Origin of the sequence: Sediminicola sp. 1XM1-17 (assembly GCF_037203765.1) — a bacterium.
GTDB lineage: Bacteria > Bacteroidota > Bacteroidia > Flavobacteriales > Flavobacteriaceae > Sediminicola.
This window is the reverse complement of record NZ_JBBCAS010000001.1, coordinates 466,599-487,040: the sequence shown is the minus strand read 5'-3', so window position 1 is coordinate 487,040 and position 20,442 is coordinate 466,599. Positions and strand designations below refer to the sequence as shown.

Genomic DNA, 20,442 nt, shown 5'->3' with positions numbered 1-20,442 from the left:
AATTTGGATTGTGTTTTAGTATTTATTTTAACTTTGCGTTTCTTTGAAACAAAGCAAATGTCAAGAATTTTAACAGGTATACAAAGTACGGGTACCCCACACCTAGGGAATATTTTAGGAGCTTTAATGCCGGCCATAAAAATGGCTCAAGATCCAAAAAACGATTCATTTTTATTTATTGCGGACATGCACTCGCTAACGCAAATAAAAGATGGAAAAACATTGAGGCATAATACCTATGCTACTGCTGCTACCTGGCTGGCCCTTGGCCTTGATATCAACAAGACCGTTTTCTACAGGCAAAGTGATATTCCGCAGACCACAGAATTGAGCTGGTATCTTAGCTGTTTTTTTCCCTACCAAAGATTGACCCTTGCCCATTCCTTTAAGGATAAGGCAGACCGCTTGGAAGATGTAAATGCAGGTCTGTTCACTTACCCTATGTTAATGGCGGCCGATATCTTGCTCTACGACGCAGAAATAGTCCCGGTAGGCAAGGACCAATTGCAACATATAGAGATGACCAGGGATGTAGCATCCAGATTCCATGCCCAACTAGGGGAAACCTTTGTATTGCCCGAGGCCATGGTACAGGAAGAAACCATGTACATTCCCGGTACAGATGGTGCCAAGATGAGCAAGAGCAAGGGGAATTTGATCGATATATTCCAGACAGATAAAAAATTGCGCAAGCAAATTATGGGGATACAAACCGATAGTACCCCTATGGAAGATCCCAAAGATCCCGATACGGATAATGTATTTGCCCTCTATAAAATATTGGCTTCCGCCGATCAAGTAGCGGAAATGAGATCCAATTATATCCATGGTAATTATGGCTACGGACATGCCAAGCAGGCGCTCTTTGAAGTGATCGTTGAAAAATTTGGGGATGCCCGGGAAAAGTTCGATTACTACATGAACCATTTGGACGAAGTGGACGAAGCCCTTTCATTGGGTGCCGAAAAAGCCAAAAAAGTAGCTGATGGGGTCTTGGCCAAAGTGAGAAACAAAGTAGGATACTAAGAACATTCCAATAAAGCTTAAAAAATACTCGTGCCCAGAAAAAAGACCTGTTGGTCGGTTTTCGGGGCATTTTTTTGAGCCATGGGATCTTTCCAATGGACCAATGGTTTTTATTCCTTGTTTAAATGCTTATTCCGGCCCTTTTTGAACGCACATATCCCAGGGAACAAACCAAGTGGTCGGTAAAAACCAAGGATCAAAAGGTTCCCACACCCCCATTCTTATCAGATTCACATACTTGAATACCGCTTAAACCCTTTCCTTTGACCGGCTTAAATGGCCTCGAAAAGTTTTCCAGGCAGCGGCCTGACCACCCCTTTCATTTCCATGTTAAATAAGGTGGTGGCAACCTTAAAAACAGGTATTTGGCATTCTAGGGCTATAATATCCAATAACTGCTTGCCCTCTTTTTGCAAATAAGCATGAACCTTATGTTCCAGATCATCCATCTGAACAAATAATTGCTTTTGCACCGAGGGTACTGTTTTGTCCTCCAATTCCCAACCCAACAGGTATATTAAATCTGCCGCGGAAGTAAGCATATGTGCTTTTTGCTGTTTAATTAGGTTGTTACATCCCATACTGTATTTATCATGAGCCCGGCCGGGAACAGCAAAAACATCCCTATGGTAACTATGGGCAATATCCGCTGTAACCAGACTGCCCCCTTTTTCTGCTGATTCTATGACAATGGTAGCCTCACCCAAACCTGCAATGATCCTGTTTCGCCTTAAAAAATGCTCCCTTTCTGGTTTACTGTTACTCCAAAATTCGGTAAAAAAACCTCCTTGTCGCTCCATCTCAGAGGTGAACCTCCCATGGGATTTAGGATATATTTGGTTCAAGCCATGGGCAAGGCACCCTATGGTCTGCAAGCCATGCTTTAATGCAGCCCGATGGACGCAAATATCCACCCCATAAGCAAAGCCACTGACAATAATGGGGTTTAAGGGCGCTATTTCCTCAATAAACCGTTCACAAAAATCCGCACCATAACTCGTGATGTTCCTAGTACCCACCACACTGATGATCTTTCTTCCCCCAAGCTCTATGGCACCCTTTTTAAACATCAATATAGGGCCATCTATGCAGTGTTTAAGGTATGAGGGATATTCCTTATCTTTATAATAGGTGAATTCTATTCCTTCCTTTCGGATGAACTCAAATTCGGCAAGTGCAGCTTCAAGATGCGTTTTGTCCTGTAAATTTCGCAAGGTATGGGTACCAATACCATCTATTTTTAGCAAATGATCCGCTTTGTTACTGAAAACTTCTGCCGCATTCCCGCAATGTGAAATTAATTTTTTGGCCGTAACATCGCCAATATTCGGTATGCTCTGTAGCCTTAAAATTGCAATCAATTCATCGCTAGTCATTTGTAGTTGGTTCTAATTTCTCTAAAAATACAGAAAATAAAATGTTAATAAAAAGTTAGGTGTTGGGTTTTGAAAAGGTTAAATTTATAACAATATTTGCCGCCATGGGAACTGAACAATACATAGCAGAGCTACTATATCGCTACAATTGCGTAATTATGCCCGGATTTGGGGGATTTCTTACGCAAATGAAATCTGCCGTTATACACAGTAACTCCCATTCCTTTTCACCACCGTCCAAAGTAATCTCTTTTAACGGTCAACTTTCTTCCAATGATGGCCTATTGGTTTCCTATATGGCAGAGTCTGAGAAAGTTTCCTATGAGGAAATGCTCAAACGTATCGAAATTGAGTCCAATACCTGGAAGCAAACCCTAAAGGATGGCAAGCGCCTCCTATTGCCCAATGTTGGTGAACTTTGGCAGAACAAGGACCAAAAAATTCAGTTCCAACCGTCTAACCAAGTAAACTTTTTAACTACCTCATTTGGTCTTTCTTCTTTTGTAACGGCCCCTGTTGTTAGGGAAGTTCTAAAAGAAGAGGTCGTGGAAATGGAAGATAAGATCCCATTTATGATTACCCCAGAAACTAGGGAGCAATCAAATAAATTTAGACCTTACTTAAAGTACGCAGCAGTAATTTTGTTGGCTTTTGCCACAGGACTTACAGGATTGCGTTTTTACAATAATTCCATCAACGACCAACAACTGGTACAGGAGGAAGCTCAGGAGCAGGTTGCCAAAAATATACAGGAAGCAACATTTTTCAATACTGCACCTTTGGAATTGCCCGCCTTAAAATTAGAGATCACCAAAAAGGACCAAATCCATTACCACATTGTTGCCGGAGGTTTCAGAGCCCAAGAAAATGCCGATAAAAAGGTGGCTCAGTTAGTGGAAAAAGGATTTGAAGCTTCTAATTTGGGTTTGAACAAGCACGGCCTACACCTTGTTGCCTATGGCAGTTTTACCAATGTGGATGAAGCTTTGCAATACCTGAGACAAATAAAGCGCACAGAATCCAGCGATGCCTGGTTGTTCCAAGAATAATCGCACTTCTTCTTTTTGCCCCGCAATATAGGTGTATCTTTGCAAAAAATTTTGAGTATGCAGGCTAAGACTCCTAGTGATTCAAGGACTATCATGACCGATTTGGTGCTTCCCAGCGAGACCAATCCATTGAACAATTTATTTGGGGGTGAGCTTCTCGCCCGAATGGACAGAGCGGCAAGTATTGCCGCACGTAGGCACAGCAGAAGAATTGTAGTTACCGCCTCCGTGAACCACGTGGCTTTCAATAGAGCTGTTCCTTTGGGAAGTGTTGTTACCGTTGAGGCGGCCGTTTCTAGGGCTTTTTCTTCATCCATGGAGGTTTTTATTGATGTTTGGATGGAAGATCGATTCAGTGGGGAACGAACCAAGGCCAATGAGGCCATATACACCTTCGTTGCCGTTGATGACACCGGCAAACCTACAAGCGTACCTAAGATTGAGGCCGAAACGGAGCTCGAAAAGCAACGATATGACGCAGCTTTAAGGCGAAAACAACTGAGCCTTGTACTTGCCGGCAAAATGAAGCCATTGGAGGCAACAGAGCTTAGGGCCCTGTTTCAGGAACAGTAATACGATCCCTTAAATATCTTCAAGCGTTTTAGTAAAATACCAGGCGTAATTTACATTACAGTCGGTATATCCATTCTTGTGGATTCAAACGATTGGCATCTTGGTAGAGGTAGAATTTGAGCTGTGTCTGACCATTCAACCGATTGGTATAAATCTCTCCCAGTTCTTCTTTTCTGGTCACCCTATCTCCTTTCTTGACGTATAGTTTTGACAGGTTGTAATAGGTACTGATATAATTTCCGTGCTTGACCTGCACTCCCATGTTTCCACCGGGTACGGCCATTATCCCTATAACTTCCCCTTCAAAGATGGAACGCGCCTTGGAACCCTCATCTGTAGCGATGATCACCCCATTGTTCTGATGTTTTATCCCTGGGTAGACCGCATCACTATAAACCCCAAAACCACGGCTGACGATGCCTCTTTCCACGGGCCAATCCAATTTCCCTTTATTGGCAGAAAAATTCTTGGCCACAATGGTCGCCTCAGGGGTCAAAACAAACTTACTGCTACTACTGCTGCCCCCGCTGCCCGTACTGCTTGCGGTGGCATTGCCTGCAGCCTTTTTATTGCTTGCCGCAATAGCCAACCGGATCAATTCATCTATCTGTTGGTCTATTCTTCTGGCTTCCTGCCTTTTCTTTTCTATGGCGGCGGTATACTTGGTTTCATTCTTGCGAATCGTTGCCAGTAGGTCCTGTTGGTCTGCCCTTTCCTTTTGCAATTCGTTTTTGGCCACCAAATTCTCCGCTACCAATTGCTCCTTTACCTTCCGTTGCTCTGTCAGATCCCGGTTGAGTTGGGTCAATTCCTCGGTCTTTACAACTATCTGTTCCCCCTGTTCTTTTCTGTATTGGGTATATTGTTTTAAATACTGCAGTCTTTTAAATGCCTGAAAGAAATTTTCAGAGGACAACAGGAACATCAATCTGCTCTGTTGTGACTTGTTCTGGTACGACTTCTGTATCATGGTGGCATAATCTTCCTTAAGCACCTCCAAGTCGTCCCTGAGCTTCGAAATATTCCGGATATTGGTATTGATCTGCCTATTGAGAAGATTGGATTGCTGGTTGGTCACATTGATCAACTGTTCCCTTACGTTGATCTTTTGTTCCAGTGCCTCCATTTGCTCCATGACATTGCCCCGCTCCTTTTTCTCGGCAAACAACAACCTATTGATATTTTTTATTTCGTTTTGAAGCTGTTCCCGCTTGGCCTCCAATGCTTTTTGTTCATTGGTTTGCGCCAATGCAATAGTTCCAACAAATAGGAACACAAGCAGGATATGACTTTTACTGATCAAGGTCTTTAAGCTCATACTATTTTAATACTATCTCTTTAAAACCATTTGGTATTTTATATGGAAAGTTTACCGATCTGTTGAATTCCATATTGCGATATTCTATAGAAATGGTGTTACTCTTATCGCCATCAATAGCCATAATCCCTATTTCATTGGGCAGAACCCTTTTGTCTATGGCCTGATAATTCCTGTACTGTATTTCTAAAATCCTTTTCTTCTCTGGCTGGGCTATCTGCTGGGCCGCCATCTTAAAATTCTTTGGTTCTATTTCAAATAAGGTCTTGAAAAGTTCCATGGACTTTTTGGGTTTCAACTGATAATTGTTCTCACTGATTGCGGTATCGTACTTTCCCTCTTTCAGATCGAACAAAGCTTCCCCTAGCAATAAGTTCTGCACTTTGGCAAAATTGAGCTCTACCCCCAACAAATTGCTCAGGTATAAAAAGTCGCCATCAAAATATTCGTTGTCCAGTTTATTATAAAAGCTAACCCTTTCCGGTGTAATATAGGCCTTTACGACCCCCAATGGGGCACTGATCCAAATTGCCTTGTCCTTTTCCATACGAAGGCTCACACTAACCCCTTGGGAAGATTCCCCATCGGAATAATCAATCTTCATTTTACCGCTCAATGTCTTAAAATTAAGCTGATTGCTGTAGTGATTTTTTATGATCGTCTTAGCACCGAGGTTGGTGTCCAGCGTACCATCCGTAAGTACCTTATTGGATTTACAGGAAAATACCAACAGCACAAACATGCAGGAAACCACTAATTTTGGTATTTTTAACATACTCTTCATCATTGTGTTTAAGACCTCGTTTTTATTTTACTAAGATACATATTTGCCTTTGAAGAATTTCCCAAAGCAATATGGGCGTTTGCCAATTCTTTGTGAAATTTGTTGGCCAATAGTTGGTCCTCCAACAGATAGTCCAACCCTTCCTCCATGACAGCCACCGCCTCCTTGTGTCTACTTAATTTGTTCAAGGCCAAACCCCTGGCGTAATAGAAATAGGGTTGCAGGGGGAATGTTTCCAATGCTTCGGCAGACACCGTCTCCAACTGCTTAAAATCCTCTTTTTCAATCAGCTGTGCCATTCCCATCATAAAGTCATCCAAAGGGCTCTCCTCCTTTTCCCCTTGTTGCTCAACCTCCTCCTCCAAATCGGATGAAACATCCTCTCCCTTGGCATCGGCGATTCTCCTTCTCAATGTATTGACGGCACTTGTTTTTCTAAGACCCTCCAATACAAATAGGGCATTATCATAATTTTGACGGTTATAATAGATCTGGGCCAAATGTTCCCGCAGCATTTCGTTGCTATAGGGTATCAATGCTCTTACGGTATCAAAGGAGTTGCCTTGTTTCTCGGTAATATCCACTAGGGTATGGAGGAACCAAAAATTTTCAGGCGCCAGGTTTATGGCTTTGAGCACATAGTCTTGTGCATTGATGAAATCCCTGTTGAGGGCATAACTCTTGGCCAGTTCATGGTCTATGACCGGATTGTTATTATCCATGGCCTTACATTCCAGGAACAAATTGATGGCCCTATCGTAATTTTCAATACCCTTTTGTTTTAGGGCTTCAAAAAACTTCTCTTGAAATTCATCGGAATACGCCTCCAACATTATTTCTGCACTTTCTTCCGGTTCTTGGGCAAAGATGTGCCCGGCGGACAAAAGTACCGCTATGCAAAGCAAGAGAAAGTGCAGCCTTTTTTTCATAAACTTATGCCCACTGGCATTTAACTATTCCATGACCGAGTAATCCCCGATACTGATGGTCTCAAAATTACCATTGAACACCACATGGTTACCCACCATAGCGTTGTCCAGGTTGGCATTGCTGATCTTGTTATTGGTCTGTATAAGACTATTCTTTATGGTAGAATTCTCAACCACCGTGTGATCTCCAATGGATACAAAGGGTCCAATGGTAGTGTTTTTCAAAACAACGTTCTCCCCTATAAAACAAGGCTCTATAATTTGGGCATTCTCAAGGGTAACAGTGTCCGAAACCAATTTCTCTCCATCTTTTTCCAAAAAGCCCAGCATACGCATATTGGTTTCTACCGTAACATTCTTATTCCCGCAATCCATCCACTCTTCAACCTTACCAGGAGCAAATTTCATGCCTTTTTCCATCATTCTCTTTATACCGTCATTGATCTGGTACTCTCCCCCGTGTACAATATTGTTATCCAGCACATATTGAAGTTCGTTCTTCAAAACGGAAACATCTTTGAAGTAATAGATGCCTATGACCGCCAAATCGGATACAAAATTGGCCGGTTTTTCCACCAATTCCACAATATTCCCATTGTCGTTCAGTTTTACCACCCCGTATGCTTCAGGTTGGTCTACTTGTTTTACCCAAATAACGCTATCAGCTGATTTGTCCAGATCAAAATCTGCCCTGATCAGGGTATCCGCATAGGCAATAACCGCTGGTCCGCTCAAGGATTCCTTGGCGGCCATAATAGCATGACCTGTACCCAATGGTTGGTCTTGACGATAAATGGAGGCTTTGGCCCCAAGGCTTTCGGCCAATTCTTTTAAACTTGCCACAACATCATCCCCAAAGAATGCGGGATCCCCCAATATAAATGCCACTTCATCTATATCCTCGCCCAATACTTTGGCGATATCACTTACCAAGCGATGTACAATGGGCTTCCCTGCTACAGGGATTAAAGGTTTTGGCACAGTCAATGTATGTGGTCTTAAACGGGAACCTCTGCCCGCCATAGGTACAATAATCTTCATGATAATAGTTTATTTGTTGTTTTTCCCTGATCGGGATATTCTTTTGTTGTTCTTGAGTTAAAACTCTTCTTACGTTTCAAATTTATTTCACCCCGGTGCTACCGAAGCCGCCCTCACCTCTTTCCGTTTTGGACAGTTCCTTTACCAGGATCCATTCGGCACGCTCGTGTTTGGCGATGACCAATTGGGCGATCCTTTCCCCGTTTTCGATGGTGAACGGTTCCTTGGACAAATTTACCAGAATGACCCCGATCTCACCTCTGTAATCAGCATCCACTGTTCCCGGAGCGTTGAGCACTGTAATTCCCTTTTTGGCCGCAAGTCCGCTCCTTGGCCTAACCTGAGCCTCAAACCCCATGGGCAACTCAATAAACAGTCCCGTAGGAACTATGGCTCTTCCCAAAGGTTCAAGGCTGATCGGTTCTGTAATACTGGCACGCAAGTCCATGCCAGCCGAGGCGATGGTTTCGTAATGCGGCAGCGGATGGCTGGAATTATTGATTATCTTAATATTCATTTTTTGAGAAATATTTTTTTCAGTTGCTCTTTTTCCAATTTTAAAACCATGGCATAGAACAGCAGCAAAAGTACAATTCCTATAATCAGGTTTCTGTCAAAAAGATAAAATGACAGGATGGAAAATAAAGTGGATATGGAAAAATAGAATACAATTTTACGGAAATTATAAGGGATAGGATAATACATCCTTCCAAAATAAAGGGACATCGACATCATGGAACCATATGCCACCAAGGTCGCCACAGCCGAAGCCATATATCCAAAATAAGGTATAAACACATAGTTGATGACAATGGTCAAAATAGCGCCAACTATGGAGATATAGGCTCCAATTCTCGTACGGTCCGTTACCTTGTACCAAACCGAGAGGTTGTGATAAATCCCCAAGCAAAAACTTGCCAAAATAATGATGGGCACTACGGACATGGCCTCCCAATAATCGGCATTGGGAACAATGATCAACTTGAGCACGTCCGCGAAGACGACAACAGAAAGCAGAATGACACTTCCCAAGATGACAAAATAATTGGTGATCTGCGCATAGGCCTTTTGAGGATTGTCACTTTTAAAATGACTGAAAAAGAAAGGTTCTATGCCCATTCTAAAAGCTGTGGCAAACAAGGTCATAAACAAGGTGAGCTTATAGCAGGCTGAATATTTCCCAATTTCGCTTTCAGCGATATCCTCTGGCAATAGCCAATCCAGCATAATCCTATCGAAAACTTCGTTGATGGTAAAGGCAATACCCGCTACCAAAACAGGAGAGGCATATTTCAACATGCTTTTCCATATGGACATATCAAAAACATAGGGCCTTCTCAAATATAGGCGCAACATCAACAAGAGGGTCACACCGCTCGCAATGAGCATCGAAATGAAGATATAGGAGATTTCAAAGTTCGGCTTGTACAGCACGCTTAAAACCGAATCTGGAGCACTTTTGACGATTGGAGGCAGTATCATCAGGAAAAAACAATTCAATCCCAGGTTGATGCCGACGTTCGTGATTTTTACCAGAGCGTAGCGCATTGGTTTTTCATTGGCCCTTAACCAAGAAAACGGAATGATGACCAAGGCATCCAAAACCAGAATCCATATGGCGTATGTAATAAATTGCGGATCTATATCGCTAAATGTAGAAACAGCCCCTTTGAACAAAAATGCAAGGAACATAAATACAAAAGAAGAAGCTCCAATGGATATCAAAGAGGTAGTGACCACAGTCTTTTTATTCAATGTGGAATCGTGGTAGTACCTAAAAAAGGCGGTCTCCATACCATAGGCCAAAAGGACGTTGAATATGGCAAACCAGGCAAAAATAATGGAAACTTCCCCGTAACCGTCTGTCGGAAGAACAGTCACGTACAAGGGCGTTAAAAGAAACGATAGCATTCTGGGCAATACCGTTGCCAAACCGTAAATAAAGGTCTGTTTAAAAAGTTTTTTTAACGGGTTCAAATGTGCTAATGTTAGGGATTAAAAGTAGTTATTAAAACCCTCACAACAAAGTTAGTTCTTTGGTTTCGTGGAATAAATGAGTACCGCCTTTTCTTTGATCCCAGAAATCTTTACATATTTCATGCGATTCTTTACAATGTAGCTCAAAACTGCCTCATGGAAAGTCAAATCAAATGGAAAATCTTGGGCCGCTTTGCCACTTAAAGGTGGTTGCTGGCCACCCATTTCCCTTTTAGGGTCTTCAGGCGTGAAAAGCCCCTGCTCCTTGGGAACTTTTTTAAAATTGCCCTGCACTGTCAATCCTTCCCCCTCTCTATCCGTGGAGACCTGTACTATCTGGCCCCTAAAATACATATCTTGAAAACTGACATTTTTTGATATGGCGGATATAGGTACGACCACGCTGATCCCAGTCCCACTTTCTTCCCTGCCTCCAATCCACTCCTGTGATGTTGCAGCTCCCATAACAAAGGGGACATCGCCCTGTAATGTCTTTTGGGTCCTGCAAGAAGTAAATGCTGTACCAAGGAGTAAGGAGATCAGGATGTAGGTTTGGATAGATTTCATGCCACTGAATTTCAAAAATATGATTAGAACAATAGAAATGCCAAGATACAATTTATAGTTTTTATGCGCCCGAACACAAAAAAACCCCGCATGTATCAGCGGGGTTCCAAATATATTTTGCCTATCGGTCGGCCTCAGACCAGGTTTTAGTTGTTCAAAGCTTCAGCTCCACCAACAATCTCCAGGATCTCGTTGGTAATGGCAGCTTGTCTTGCCTTGTTATACGTTAGTTTCAATTGGTTCCTCAATTCTGTGGCGTTATCAGTAGCCTTGTGCATCGCTGTCATACGGGCACCGTGCTCACTGGCAAAAGAATCACGTATCCCCTTGTACAGTTGTGTTTTCAACGACTTGGGAATAAGCTCTTCTATAATTTCCAATTTTGATGGCTCAAAAATGTAATCTGCATTATTCGTAGCTTCCCCTTCCAGCGGAACAATAGGAAGGAACTGCTCGGTCATCACAATCTGAGTGGCAGCATTTTTGAATTTATTGTAAACAATATCGATCTTGTCATAAGAACCATTTACGAATAGTTCCATTAAATCTTCGGCAATTTCAGACACATTGTCAAAAGTTAAATCGTCATAAACCTTACTGTGGTTCCCAACAACTTTAAATCTTTTGGAAAGGATATCATTCGCCTTTTTTCCAATTGCCATAAAATCTACCTGTTTACCAGCATAGGTTTCTTTGGCCAAAAAGGCACTGTGCTTCAATATATTGGTATTGAATGCGCCACAAAGTCCTCTGTTTGAGGTAATGGCCACGATCAATACTTTTTTAACCTCACGATTATCGGAGAATTTACTTCCAGCATCAGAATCCAAGCTTGCACTTAGACTTTGTAATAGTTCTGTTAGCTTATCCGAATAAGGCCTCATGGCCGTAATGGCGTCTTGGGCTTTTTTCAATTTTGCAGCAGAAACCATTTTCATGGCGCTGGTAATCTGCATCGTTGAGGATACGGAAGCTATTCTATTACGTATTTCTTTTAAGTTTGCCATTTGTATTTTAGTGTTGAGTACCGATTATAACAGTTATAAGACCCGTACTTTTCTAAATGTTTGACCCATTGGAATGCAACGTTGGGCGGCTAATGCCACCCAACGCAGCTCCCATATTACTTTACGTATTTAGCAGACAAATCTTTGGTAACAGCGGTTAGAACATCTGTAACCTCGTCTGTTAATTTACCAGCTTTTAATGTATCCAATACATCTCTGTGCTTGGCATTCAAGAAATCGATGAAATCCCTTTCAAATTCCTTTACCTTTTCTACAGGAACATTTCTCAACAAGTTTTTGGAACCTGCGTAAATAATGGCTACCTGATCTTCTACGGTAAAAGGATCATTTTGGGCTTGTTTCAATATCTCAACGTTTCTACGTCCTTTTTCAATAACGTTCAATGTTGCGGCATCCAAATCAGAACCGAATTTAGCAAACGCTTCCAATTCACGGAACTGTGCTTGATCCAGTTTCAAGGTACCTGCCACCTTTTTCATTGATTTGATCTGTGCGTTACCACCAACTCGGGATACAGAAATACCCACGTTAATTGCTGGACGAACCCCTTGGTTGAACAAATCTTGCTCCAAGAATATCTGACCATCGGTAATGGAAATTACGTTGGTAGGGATATAAGCGGAAACGTCACCAGCCTGAGTTTCGATAATTGGCAAAGCAGTCAATGAACCACCACCTTTTACCATTGGTCTCAAAGTTTCAGGAAGATCGTTCATGTCCTGTGCAATCTTATCATCTGCAATAACTTTTGCAGCACGCTCCAATAATCTGGAGTGAAGGTAGAAAACATCCCCAGGGTACGCCTCACGTCCCGGTGGTCTTCTCAACAATAGGGAGATTTCACGATAGGCTACCGCTTGTTTTGACAAATCATCATAGATGATCAAAGCAGGACGACCTGTATCTCTAAAGTACTCTCCAATTGCAGCTCCTGCAAATGGTGCATATACCTGCATAGGAGCAGGATCTGATGCGTTTGCGGCAACAATAGTGGTATAGGCCAAAGCTCCTTTGTCCTCTAATGTCTTGGCGATGTTTGCAACCGTTGAAGCCTTCTGGCCAATAGCTACATATATACAATATACAGGTTCCCCTGCATCGTAAAACTCTTTTTGGTTCAAAATGGTATCAATACAAACGGTAGTCTTCCCAGTCTGACGGTCACCAATAACCAACTCACGCTGACCTCTACCTACTGGGATCATGGCATCTATGGCCTTGATACCTGTCTGTAACGGTTCGTTTACCGGCTGACGGAAAATAACCCCTGGGGCCTTGCGCTCCAATGGCATTTTGTAAGTATCACCAGTAATAGGTCCCTTACCGTCGATAGGAGCACCCAAAGTGTTTACAACACGACCAACAATACCTTCACCAACATTGATAGAGGCAATAGTTTGCGTACGTTTAACCACAGATCCTTCCTTAATGTCTCTAGATGGACTCAATAAAACCACCCCAACATTGTCTTCTTCCAAGTTAAGAACGATTCCCTGAAGACCTCCTTCAAACTCAACCAATTCTCCGTATTGAACATTAGAAAGACCGTAAACCCTTGCGATACCATCACCAATCTGTAATACGGTACCTACTTCATCCAATGAAGCTGAGGCTTCGAATCCTGATAACTGTTTTTTCAATATTGCTGATACTTCAGCGGCTTTTACTCCTGCCATGTTATTAGATATAAGACGCAAGACATTTGATTGCCTTGACCATTTTAATATTATAAACTATTTGTAAACTCTCTTTTTAAATTGCTCAATTTGGTAGCTATACTTGAATCGTACTGCATGTCTCCAATTCTGAGCACAAACCCACCTACGATGCTTTCGTCCACGAAATTTTGAACAACTACTTTTTTTGGCGTCAATTCTGAAATCTTGGCCAAAATTTTCTTTTCCAAATCCGCACTCAAAGGTACTGCAGTTGTAACAAATGCTACGCCCTCACCTTTTAGTTGTTCGTTCAGTATGATATATTTCTCGGCAACATCGTCCAATAGATCGACACGTTTGTTGGCAACAAGAATATCAATCAACCCGGTAGTAATCGCATTACTGCCCTCAAAAACTTCCAAAAGAACATTTTTCTTGGCTTCACTACTAACAACGGGACTTGCCATCATCTGATGCAATTCCTTGCTATCCCCAAGGGTGCTCAATACAGAACGCATATCTTTCTCTACGGCATCAGTGGCTTTGTTGTCCACTGCCAGGTCCAAAATGGCCTTGGCGTAACGTATGGCTGCTCTAGATTCGTTCATCTCTTGTTTTTAGTTAAGCTTAATATCACCAACCATATCCTCAACAAGTTGTAATTGCTTGTTATCGTTGGACAATTGACCTTTGATCACTTTTTCTGCTATTTCCACAGATAGTGTAGCCACTTGGTTCTTTATATCGGCCACGGCCGCTTTCTTTTCACTTTCGATAGCTGCTTGTGCCTGCTTGATCATTTTGTCACCTTCCGCTTGGGCCAATTCTTTGGCATCGGCAACAATCTTCTCCTTCATTTCACGCGCTTCTTTGATCATAGCCTCACGCTCTACACGCGCTTCCTGCAATAGACGCTCGCTATCCGCAGTAACGTTCTGCATTTCTTTTTTGGCAGCTTCAGCAGCGGCAAGTGCATCGGAAATACCTGCTTCCCTTTCGTTCAAGGAATTTAGGATTGGTTTCCAGGCAAATTTTACCATTAAAAATATCAAACCTATCAATAGGATAGTCTGCACTAAAAATAAACCAGGTGAAAAATCGTTCAGTAAAGTTTCCATTATCTTGAAAAATTAAATTTCTTCTTTGTTTAATTTTGAAAACATGTTCTGCAACCAACCGTTGCAGAATCATGTTTTGCTGTTTTCGTTCGAATTATTTTCCTAAGAATAATGCTCCGAATGCCAAACCTTCCAAAAGTGCGGCAATGATAATCATCGCTGTTTGAATCTTGTTGGTTGCCTCTGGCTGACGAGCAATACCTTCCATTGCTTTTCCTCCGATTTGACCTAATCCAATCCCTGCTCCGATTACGATTAATCCTGCTCCAATTAAATTGTACATAGTAATTGATTTATATTAAATTAAACAAACTCTTATTAAATGAAATTCTCTCTGACATCTTCTGCATCGGGAACTTCATGACCGTGCTCATCGTGATCGTGCGCGTGATCGTGTTCTGCCACTGCCATACCGATAAATAGGGCAGACAACATGGTAAATATGTAGGCCTGTAAGAACGCTACCAAAACTTCAATCAATGTTATAAAAAATGACAACACCAAAGAAAGACCTGTAGCCCCTACAACCCCTAAGCTATTTTTCAAGGTGAACATTATTGCGATCAAACTCATCACAACAATATGTCCAGCTGATATGTTCGCAAAAAGTCGGACCAACAATGAAAAAGGCTTAATCAAAAATGCACCCGCCAATTCAATTATTGCCAAAACTGGTCTAATAAGAACAGGAACGCCCGGCATCCATAAAATATGTTGCCAATAATCTTTGTTTCCACTAACGGTGTATATGATCAATGTAAATACTGCCAAAGCCGCTGTTACCGCAAGCTGACCGGTAACGTTGAAACCAAAGGGAGTCAAGCCCAAAAGGTTCAATATCCATATAAAGAAGAATACCGTAAGCAGGTAACCCGTAAATTTTCTGTATTTCTTTTCACCAATATTTGGTCTTGCAATTTCATCCCTCACATAAATCACCAAAGGCTCCAAAACACGACCAAAACCGGTAGGGATATTTTTCTTTTTGTATTGTCTAGCCAAAGAGGAGAACCACAACAGCATGAAAAGACCAACAAGCAAAATACCGACAACACTTTTGGTAATGGAAAGATCCAAAACCTTGGCCCCATTTTCTATATGGCGCTCTTCATCAAATTCTGCAGCCTCAGCACTTTGCGGCAATTCATATATCTTACTGTGGACTTTGGCGAATTTAAGGCCGTTCCTTTCTACAAGAACCTCCCCATTATCATCATGGTGAAATTCGGATGACATAAAAGTCACCAGACCGTTGCTGGACCACACGATTACCGGTAATGGAAACCCAACATGCTTGCGCTCACCTTCACTATTGGTATAGGAAAATAAATGAAAATCATGGGAATCTTTGATGTGGTGCAAAATGTACTCTGATACTTCATCTTGCCCACTTACTTGCCCCCCTTCACTAGGCTCTGAATTTGAGTACCCATTGAACGTGGTCAAAAGAATGAATAATAAGGCAATGTTGCTTAAGTATTTGGATGCTATCTTCATTATGATAATTTCAAAAATTTGGCTCCCTTAAAATTTGCGCAAAGGTAGTTATTAAAAATAATAATCAAACTTTTTTCAAATTATTTATTCTCGTATCCTGTTCGCCCTAAAATTTTTATGATGATAATCACCTCAAAAAACAAAAACAGGAACACGGGGACCAATAAAGATATCCTTTCCGCAAGCGAATCCTCTTCCTTCTGAAATAAAGGGCCTTTAAAAATAAGTACAAACAATAATAGCTTCAAGAGCAGGGAACCCAAGTAGATAAAACCAAGTTGGCCAGCAAACCGCTCCGTGTTGGACAAAAAATGGAAGGTGGCACAAATTAAGAATGAAAATAGGGCATGGAAGAGATAAATCCCAAATAAGGGCAAGGATATAAAAATTTCATTGGCGCGAAGTACAAAACTATGCGCATAAAATCCAAAAAACAGTACAAAACCAAAAAGTACGGCTTGCAGAAGAACTTTTTTTAACAAATTTCTATTTATTAATGTCGTTAACTTGTCGGATCATGGAGTACATGGACAAAAATATGGCCAGCAATGTAACTGTGATCTCAAGATAGTTTGTCTCAAATTTATGATCCAACCAAGACCCCAGAAGGTTTCCCAAATATATGGTCAATCCCATTTGAATGCCGACACCCGAGAGTTTTGCGGCATTTTGAAGACCGGTATTCTTTTTTTTAGGAGGCTTTGGCTGTTCCATTGGCAGTCGTGTTCTCGTTCTGGCTTACAGCACCACCTTTTCCATTCATACTACAGGCAGCGTTAAATGTAGCTCCTGGTTCTACCTGCAATTTAGAAACTATGACAGTCCCTTCAATAACGGCAGATGCCTTTAAGGTGAGTAGGTCTTCCACCAAAAGCTCCCCATTGAAACTTCCTTCAATATCCGCATTGACACATTCCACTTTTCCGTGGATGTATCCATCCTTGCCTATGACGACCTTGCCCGATGTCTTTACATTGCCATCCAATTTGCCATCGATCCTAAAATCGGCTTCGGAGACAATATCGCCTTTGATCTTTGTATTCTTTTCAATTCGGTTGGGCTGTCCGCCTATTTCCGTTACCACGCGGGTTTTTTTGTTGTCTGAAAACATTGTTCTAGGGTTTTGGGATTAATTGCAACTTTTTGTAATCCTCCAGGTTTTTGTGTACCTGAATGATCTTATAATTAGAGGATAAAATTACAAAATTATGATTAGCCACTTTGTAATCCTTATTGTTTTTAAGCAGTTCGGCGTAGCCCAAAGCAAACTCCTTTGACCTGAAACCATGCACAATAACGAACTGATCTTCCAAATTATATATGTCCTTGGAGACTATATTGTTGTACCTTAAATCCTTGATGGATTTTTCTAGCTTTTCCATGAGTTGGACCGCTTTGTCATTGTCCCTTATTTTGAAAGGGAACACCAGCTTCCAATTTCCTGTTCCAACAGATTCCGTCTCCGCCGAAAATTCTTTGGGTTCCAGTTTTGGCAACTGCTCCTCTACCATGGCCTGGGCTTTTTTGCCCTCTGGGTTATTTGGATAGTTCAGGGCCACATAGTTCAGGGCTTCTTTAAATGCCTCAAAGCCTTCAATCCTTCCAATGGCATTGGCCTTAAGGATTTCAAACTTGGGAACAATTTCATCCCCTGTGTATCTATTTATATTTTCTTCGGCCCCTGCAATTACCTGTAAATATTGTTGGTTCTCGTACTGCCTATAAAGGGCTGCATACCTTGCATCCGGACTATCCGTAGCATCGGCCAGCACCGCTTCCGGATTCAACAAGATGACCGCATAGCGGGAATCTGCATGGTTCTCAATGATGTCCTCCTTCATTCCATTGGCCAAAGGACTTCCTGTTTCTTGATAGATCTTATACAAATTGTATTTCGACGGCAAGATCAATCTTTCCTCCGGGTTGGCCTGGAGCACTTCGTTGAACTTAATGGCCGCCAGTAAATTTTCCTTAAATTTTTCTTTGTAAATGACCCCCAATTGATAGTTCGCAAAGTTCCTTTCTGTTATTAAACTGTCTATGACAGCCTTATCAGTAGGAATTTGAGCCATGTAATAGTCTGTGGAATATTTCTGTTCTTCCGTGATTTCTTGGGCTTCCACATTGGTATCTGCCTCTACCTCATCGGTCTGTCCTGCCTGTTGGGTCACATTCTTACTGGACCACCGCCAGTTATCCTCCAACTCCCTTTCTCCCCATTTATTTTTAAAGTCAGCTTTACCGTATCCCAAACTGGTAATGTTGTAGAAATAGAATTTTCCTTTGTTCTCTTGACCACCTTTGGAATCTACAAAAGCGGCGAACCCCGCTGTAATTTTTTCTTTTTCCTTTTTAATGGCCTCTTCCTCCTTGGCCTTTAAATCGGCAATATACCCCTCGAAATAGGCAAATTGTTTATCGGCTGGCATATTGTAGATGGTTATGACACTATCTGCATATTGTACCATGTCCTCATAAGAAATAACATCTTCCAGATTGTCCAATTTCTTTTTAATGGCCCGATATTTTTTGGAGTCTACCACAAGATTGGTCAATGTACTATCGTAATAGGCACCAGAAGCCTTGTATGCGTTCCTGTCAAAATTATATTCCGCTAAATTCTCATAATTCAGTGCATTCAACCTAGGCTCGTTCCTCGTAGCCTTCAATGATTTATTGAAGTAGGCCAAGGCCAAACTGTCTGATTGGTTTTCCAAATGATATTCTGCTATCTGCCGGTATATTTTGTCCAAAAAGGGTCTGTTTTCCCTATTTTCTTCCAGATCCGTTAGATATTCGAGCAATAGTTCGTTGTTTTGGGGAGTAATCTTGGTATTCTTAATCTTTTGTAGATGGGCATTGATCATGTATACCCTAGGTGATTTTCTGTTCAATGCGATCACCTTGTCAAAGGCATAATTGGCACTGTCCCTATGTCCCAATTGATTATAAAGCTGCCCAATAATAAAGTAATACCTTCCCTTTTCAGGATTTTTTTTGGTGTAGGCCGATGCAATTTTCAATTGTTGTATAGCCGTGTCAGGGGCCTTTAGATTGATATAGGCCTGTGCCATCATTGCCCTGGCATCTGCATATTCTTGATCCTTTAAGCGTTCGTATTTTAGGAGTCGCTTTAAATTTTTAAGTGCCAGATCCTCGTTTTCCAATCGGATGTGGACCTTCTCCCTCCAAATGGTAGCTTCATTGAGCTTATCACTTTCGTTATACTTGTTCAGGATATAGTTAAATGCTTCCAGTGCCGGAATATAGCGTTGGTCAAAGTATCTGGATTTTCCAAGAAGTAGAAAGGCCTCATCCGTTACCGGATTGCGTTCCTCATCTTTGATGTCCATACTGTGCTTCTGTATGGCTTTGGAGGCTTTTTCTTCTGCACGTAAAAATTTAGGGTTGTTGTCTTCCGAATCCAGCTTGATTTCATCCGTTACCTTTAGGCGCTCTATGGGAAGTACCTCCCAATAGTTGTCCTGATAGGCGTCATTGAGCTCTTCACGCCCTTCCTCAAAGGCTATGTTCCCGTTGTAAAGGACATTGTATTTGGTGTTAAGGGCATGCCAATTACGATTTATAAAGGCATCTTTTTTAGTGGAACATGCATGAAATAGCAGTCCACCCAAGGCAATGGCCATAAATGATTTAAAACGAAGCTTCAAAATAAGTGGTATTCGTACGTATCCTAAACTAAAAATTAACCTGTTTATTATACCGTTGGTCGGTAAAAATACCTTTATTTTTTATTAAGAGAAAATTCCGCCCCAAACATAGGTCCAATAGAGACTTCCTTCTTATCCCGCAAAAAAGGTTTCCAGTTCCTTAAGGGTTTCTTTGGAGGTTTGAATGTCATTGACAATTTCCCCTTTGTGGAGGACAACGATACGTTCGGCAACCTCGGTCACATGGATAAGATCGTGGCTGGAAATCAAAATAGTAACTTCCTTATTGGCCGTAAGATTTTTTATTATTCCCTTCAGTCGAATTTGCGTGGTAGGATCCAAATTGGCAAATGGCTCGTCCAGGATAATCACCTCCGGATTTCCAATAAAGGTAGCCACAATACCCACCTTTTTCTGGTTTCCCTTGCTCAGATCCCTCAAATACTTTTTTTGGCCCAATATCTCCCCATGGAAAAAATCCTCGAATCCTGCCAAAAGGGCATTGACATCCGCTTTGTTCTGACCCCTCAACTCTCCGATAAAGTAGAAATATTCTTCTGGGGTCAAGTACCCTATCAAAAAAGTCTCATCGATAAAAGCAGAGGTAAAAGGTTTCCATGCTTCACTCTGTTCTACCTGCACCCCGTTGCTTACAATTTGGCCCGTAGTGGGCTGTATAAGATCCAACAATAGACTGAAAAAGGTAGTTTTTCCTGCGCCATTGTTACCAACCAGACCAAAGCTCTGGCCTTTTGGGATTTCCAAGTGCGGGACATTCAATACTGTGGCTGAGCCGTATGTTTTGGTGAGATCTTGTGCTGTTATCATGG

At 41.7% G+C, this 20,442-nt stretch carries 22 protein-coding genes; 3 read left to right on the top strand and 19 right to left on the bottom strand.

Annotated features, from left to right (window positions below; genetic code table 11):
• Positions 1 to 57: 57 nt before the first annotated feature.
• A complete protein-coding gene (trpS, locus tag WAA86_RS02190; protein ID WP_337299328.1) occupies positions 58 to 1,026 on the top strand; it encodes a tryptophan--tRNA ligase in 969 nt (322 codons plus the stop codon).
• 272 nt (positions 1,027 to 1,298) lie between these two features.
• Here trpS and dprA read toward each other — a convergent pair whose 3' ends face one another.
• The gene (gene dprA, locus WAA86_RS02185) at positions 1,299 to 2,402 is read right to left on the bottom strand and encodes a DNA-processing protein DprA (RefSeq protein ID WP_337299327.1); all 1,104 of its coding nucleotides are present in this window, start codon (positions 2,400 to 2,402) and stop codon (positions 1,299 to 1,301) included.
• 104 nt (positions 2,403 to 2,506) lie between these two features.
• Here dprA and WAA86_RS02180 point away from each other — a divergent pair, with 104 nt between their 5' ends.
• Together WAA86_RS02180 and WAA86_RS02175 are read left to right on the top strand one after the other, a co-directional pair.
• Entirely contained in the window at positions 2,507 to 3,451 is a 945-nt protein-coding gene (locus tag WAA86_RS02180; RefSeq protein ID WP_337299326.1) for an SPOR domain-containing protein, read from the top strand.
• 57 nt (positions 3,452 to 3,508) lie between these two features.
• On the top strand, positions 3,509 to 4,024 hold the full coding sequence (locus tag WAA86_RS02175) for an acyl-CoA thioesterase (protein ID WP_337299325.1): 516 nt from the start codon (positions 3,509 to 3,511) through the stop codon (positions 4,022 to 4,024).
• A gap of 55 nt (positions 4,025 to 4,079) precedes the next feature.
• Here WAA86_RS02175 and WAA86_RS02170 read toward each other — a convergent pair whose 3' ends face one another.
• The 18 genes from WAA86_RS02170 to WAA86_RS02085 form a co-directional block, all read right to left on the bottom strand.
• Positions 4,080 to 5,342 carry a murein hydrolase activator EnvC family protein gene (locus tag WAA86_RS02170; RefSeq protein ID WP_337299324.1) on the bottom strand — a complete coding sequence of 421 codons (1,263 nt, stop codon included), beginning with the start codon at positions 5,340 to 5,342 and terminating at the stop codon, positions 4,080 to 4,082.
• 1 nt (position 5,343) lies between these two features.
• Positions 5,344 to 6,117, bottom strand: a complete 774-nt coding sequence (locus WAA86_RS02165; protein WP_337299323.1) for a DUF4292 domain-containing protein — start codon at positions 6,115 to 6,117, stop codon at positions 5,344 to 5,346.
• 17 nt (positions 6,118 to 6,134) lie between these two features.
• Complete coding sequence (locus tag WAA86_RS02160) at positions 6,135 to 7,055, bottom strand: tetratricopeptide repeat protein (RefSeq protein WP_337299322.1); 921 nt, start codon at positions 7,053 to 7,055, stop codon at positions 6,135 to 6,137.
• 24 nt (positions 7,056 to 7,079) lie between these two features.
• Positions 7,080 to 8,096, bottom strand: coding sequence for a sugar phosphate nucleotidyltransferase (locus WAA86_RS02155; protein ID WP_337299321.1), 1,017 nt, complete (start codon positions 8,094 to 8,096; stop codon positions 7,080 to 7,082).
• 82 nt (positions 8,097 to 8,178) lie between these two features.
• Positions 8,179 to 8,613 (bottom strand): dUTP diphosphatase, encoded by a 435-nt coding sequence (gene dut / locus WAA86_RS02150; RefSeq protein ID WP_337299320.1) that lies wholly within the window; start codon positions 8,611 to 8,613, stop codon positions 8,179 to 8,181.
• A complete protein-coding gene (locus WAA86_RS02145; RefSeq protein WP_337299319.1) occupies positions 8,610 to 10,073 on the bottom strand; it encodes a lipopolysaccharide biosynthesis protein in 1,464 nt (487 codons plus the stop codon). Before WAA86_RS02145 ends, dut begins: the two co-directional genes overlap by 4 nt.
• A 51-nt stretch (positions 10,074 to 10,124) precedes the next feature.
• Positions 10,125 to 10,640: a hypothetical protein gene (locus WAA86_RS02140; RefSeq protein WP_337299318.1), complete on the bottom strand. Its 516-nt coding sequence runs from the start codon at positions 10,638 to 10,640 to the stop codon at positions 10,125 to 10,127.
• A 146-nt stretch (positions 10,641 to 10,786) separates the two neighbouring features.
• A complete protein-coding gene (gene atpG / locus WAA86_RS02135; protein ID WP_337299317.1) occupies positions 10,787 to 11,647 on the bottom strand; it encodes an ATP synthase F1 subunit gamma in 861 nt (286 codons plus the stop codon).
• Between the two features lie 116 nt (positions 11,648 to 11,763).
• On the bottom strand, positions 11,764 to 13,344 hold the full coding sequence (gene atpA / locus WAA86_RS02130) for a F0F1 ATP synthase subunit alpha (protein WP_337299316.1): 1,581 nt from the start codon (positions 13,342 to 13,344) through the stop codon (positions 11,764 to 11,766).
• Between the two features lie 50 nt (positions 13,345 to 13,394).
• Positions 13,395 to 13,934: an ATP synthase F1 subunit delta gene (atpH, locus tag WAA86_RS02125; protein WP_337299315.1), complete on the bottom strand. Its 540-nt coding sequence runs from the start codon at positions 13,932 to 13,934 to the stop codon at positions 13,395 to 13,397.
• 9 nt (positions 13,935 to 13,943) lie between these two features.
• Positions 13,944 to 14,444, bottom strand: coding sequence for a F0F1 ATP synthase subunit B (locus WAA86_RS02120; RefSeq protein WP_337299314.1), 501 nt, complete (start codon positions 14,442 to 14,444; stop codon positions 13,944 to 13,946).
• Between the two features lie 94 nt (positions 14,445 to 14,538).
• Positions 14,539 to 14,727 (bottom strand): ATP synthase F0 subunit C, encoded by a 189-nt coding sequence (gene atpE, locus WAA86_RS02115; protein ID WP_062056832.1) that lies wholly within the window; start codon positions 14,725 to 14,727, stop codon positions 14,539 to 14,541.
• Positions 14,728 to 14,762: 35 nt separating this feature from the next.
• Positions 14,763 to 15,941 carry a F0F1 ATP synthase subunit A gene (atpB, locus tag WAA86_RS02110; protein ID WP_337299313.1) on the bottom strand — a complete coding sequence of 393 codons (1,179 nt, stop codon included), beginning with the start codon at positions 15,939 to 15,941 and terminating at the stop codon, positions 14,763 to 14,765.
• An 80-nt stretch (positions 15,942 to 16,021) separates the two neighbouring features.
• The gene (locus WAA86_RS02105; RefSeq protein WP_337299312.1) at positions 16,022 to 16,423 is read right to left on the bottom strand and encodes a DUF6168 family protein; all 402 of its coding nucleotides are present in this window, start codon (positions 16,421 to 16,423) and stop codon (positions 16,022 to 16,024) included.
• 4 nt (positions 16,424 to 16,427) lie between these two features.
• Positions 16,428 to 16,655 carry an AtpZ/AtpI family protein gene (locus tag WAA86_RS02100; RefSeq protein WP_337299311.1) on the bottom strand — a complete coding sequence of 76 codons (228 nt, stop codon included), beginning with the start codon at positions 16,653 to 16,655 and terminating at the stop codon, positions 16,428 to 16,430.
• The gene (locus tag WAA86_RS02095; protein ID WP_337299310.1) at positions 16,633 to 17,052 is read right to left on the bottom strand and encodes a bactofilin family protein; all 420 of its coding nucleotides are present in this window, start codon (positions 17,050 to 17,052) and stop codon (positions 16,633 to 16,635) included. The genes WAA86_RS02100 and WAA86_RS02095 overlap by 23 nt, the downstream gene beginning before the upstream one ends.
• A gap of 4 nt (positions 17,053 to 17,056) precedes the next feature.
• Positions 17,057 to 19,612: a type IX secretion system periplasmic lipoprotein PorW/SprE gene (porW, locus tag WAA86_RS02090; protein ID WP_337299309.1), complete on the bottom strand. Its 2,556-nt coding sequence runs from the start codon at positions 19,610 to 19,612 to the stop codon at positions 17,057 to 17,059.
• A 132-nt stretch (positions 19,613 to 19,744) separates the two neighbouring features.
• On the bottom strand, positions 19,745 to 20,440 hold the full coding sequence (locus WAA86_RS02085; protein ID WP_337299308.1) for an ABC transporter ATP-binding protein: 696 nt from the start codon (positions 20,438 to 20,440) through the stop codon (positions 19,745 to 19,747).
• Between the last annotated feature and the right edge of the window lie 2 nt (positions 20,441 to 20,442).

What these genes read in the sequence shown, in the direction of transcription:
- WAA86_RS02155 (WP_337299321.1), bottom strand. Translation starts at nt 8,096, where the DNA reads ATGAAGATTATTGTACCTATGGCGGGCAGAGGTTCCCGTTTAAGACCA.
- atpG (WP_337299317.1), bottom strand. Translation starts at nt 11,647, where the DNA reads ATGGCAAACTTAAAAGAAATACGTAATAGAATAGCTTCCGTATCCTCA.
- WAA86_RS02085 (WP_337299308.1), bottom strand. Translation starts at nt 20,440, where the DNA reads ATGATAACAGCACAAGATCTCACCAAAACATACGGCTCAGCCACAGTA.
- dut (WP_337299320.1), bottom strand. Translation starts at nt 8,613, where the DNA reads ATGAATATTAAGATAATCAATAATTCCAGCCATCCGCTGCCGCATTAC.
- WAA86_RS02160 (WP_337299322.1), bottom strand. Translation starts at nt 7,055, where the DNA reads ATGAAAAAAAGGCTGCACTTTCTCTTGCTTTGCATAGCGGTACTTTTG.
- WAA86_RS02140 (WP_337299318.1), bottom strand. Translation starts at nt 10,640, where the DNA reads ATGAAATCTATCCAAACCTACATCCTGATCTCCTTACTCCTTGGTACA.
- WAA86_RS02095 (WP_337299310.1), bottom strand. Translation starts at nt 17,052, where the DNA reads ATGTTTTCAGACAACAAAAAAACCCGCGTGGTAACGGAAATAGGCGGA.
- WAA86_RS02120 (WP_337299314.1), bottom strand. Translation starts at nt 14,444, where the DNA reads ATGGAAACTTTACTGAACGATTTTTCACCTGGTTTATTTTTAGTGCAG.
- atpE (WP_062056832.1), bottom strand. Translation starts at nt 14,727, where the DNA reads ATGTACAATTTAATTGGAGCAGGATTAATCGTAATCGGAGCAGGGATT.
- WAA86_RS02175 (WP_337299325.1), top strand. Translation starts at nt 3,509, where the DNA reads ATGCAGGCTAAGACTCCTAGTGATTCAAGGACTATCATGACCGATTTG.
- trpS (WP_337299328.1), top strand. Translation starts at nt 58, where the DNA reads ATGTCAAGAATTTTAACAGGTATACAAAGTACGGGTACCCCACACCTA.
- atpA (WP_337299316.1), bottom strand. Translation starts at nt 13,344, where the DNA reads ATGGCAGGAGTAAAAGCCGCTGAAGTATCAGCAATATTGAAAAAACAG.
- WAA86_RS02165 (WP_337299323.1), bottom strand. Translation starts at nt 6,117, where the DNA reads ATGTTAAAAATACCAAAATTAGTGGTTTCCTGCATGTTTGTGCTGTTG.
- atpH (WP_337299315.1), bottom strand. Translation starts at nt 13,934, where the DNA reads ATGAACGAATCTAGAGCAGCCATACGTTACGCCAAGGCCATTTTGGAC.
- dprA (WP_337299327.1), bottom strand. Translation starts at nt 2,402, where the DNA reads ATGACTAGCGATGAATTGATTGCAATTTTAAGGCTACAGAGCATACCG.
- atpB (WP_337299313.1), bottom strand. Translation starts at nt 15,941, where the DNA reads ATGAAGATAGCATCCAAATACTTAAGCAACATTGCCTTATTATTCATT.
- WAA86_RS02180 (WP_337299326.1), top strand. Translation starts at nt 2,507, where the DNA reads ATGGGAACTGAACAATACATAGCAGAGCTACTATATCGCTACAATTGC.
- WAA86_RS02100 (WP_337299311.1), bottom strand. Translation starts at nt 16,655, where the DNA reads ATGGAACAGCCAAAGCCTCCTAAAAAAAAGAATACCGGTCTTCAAAAT.
- WAA86_RS02170 (WP_337299324.1), bottom strand. Translation starts at nt 5,342, where the DNA reads ATGAGCTTAAAGACCTTGATCAGTAAAAGTCATATCCTGCTTGTGTTC.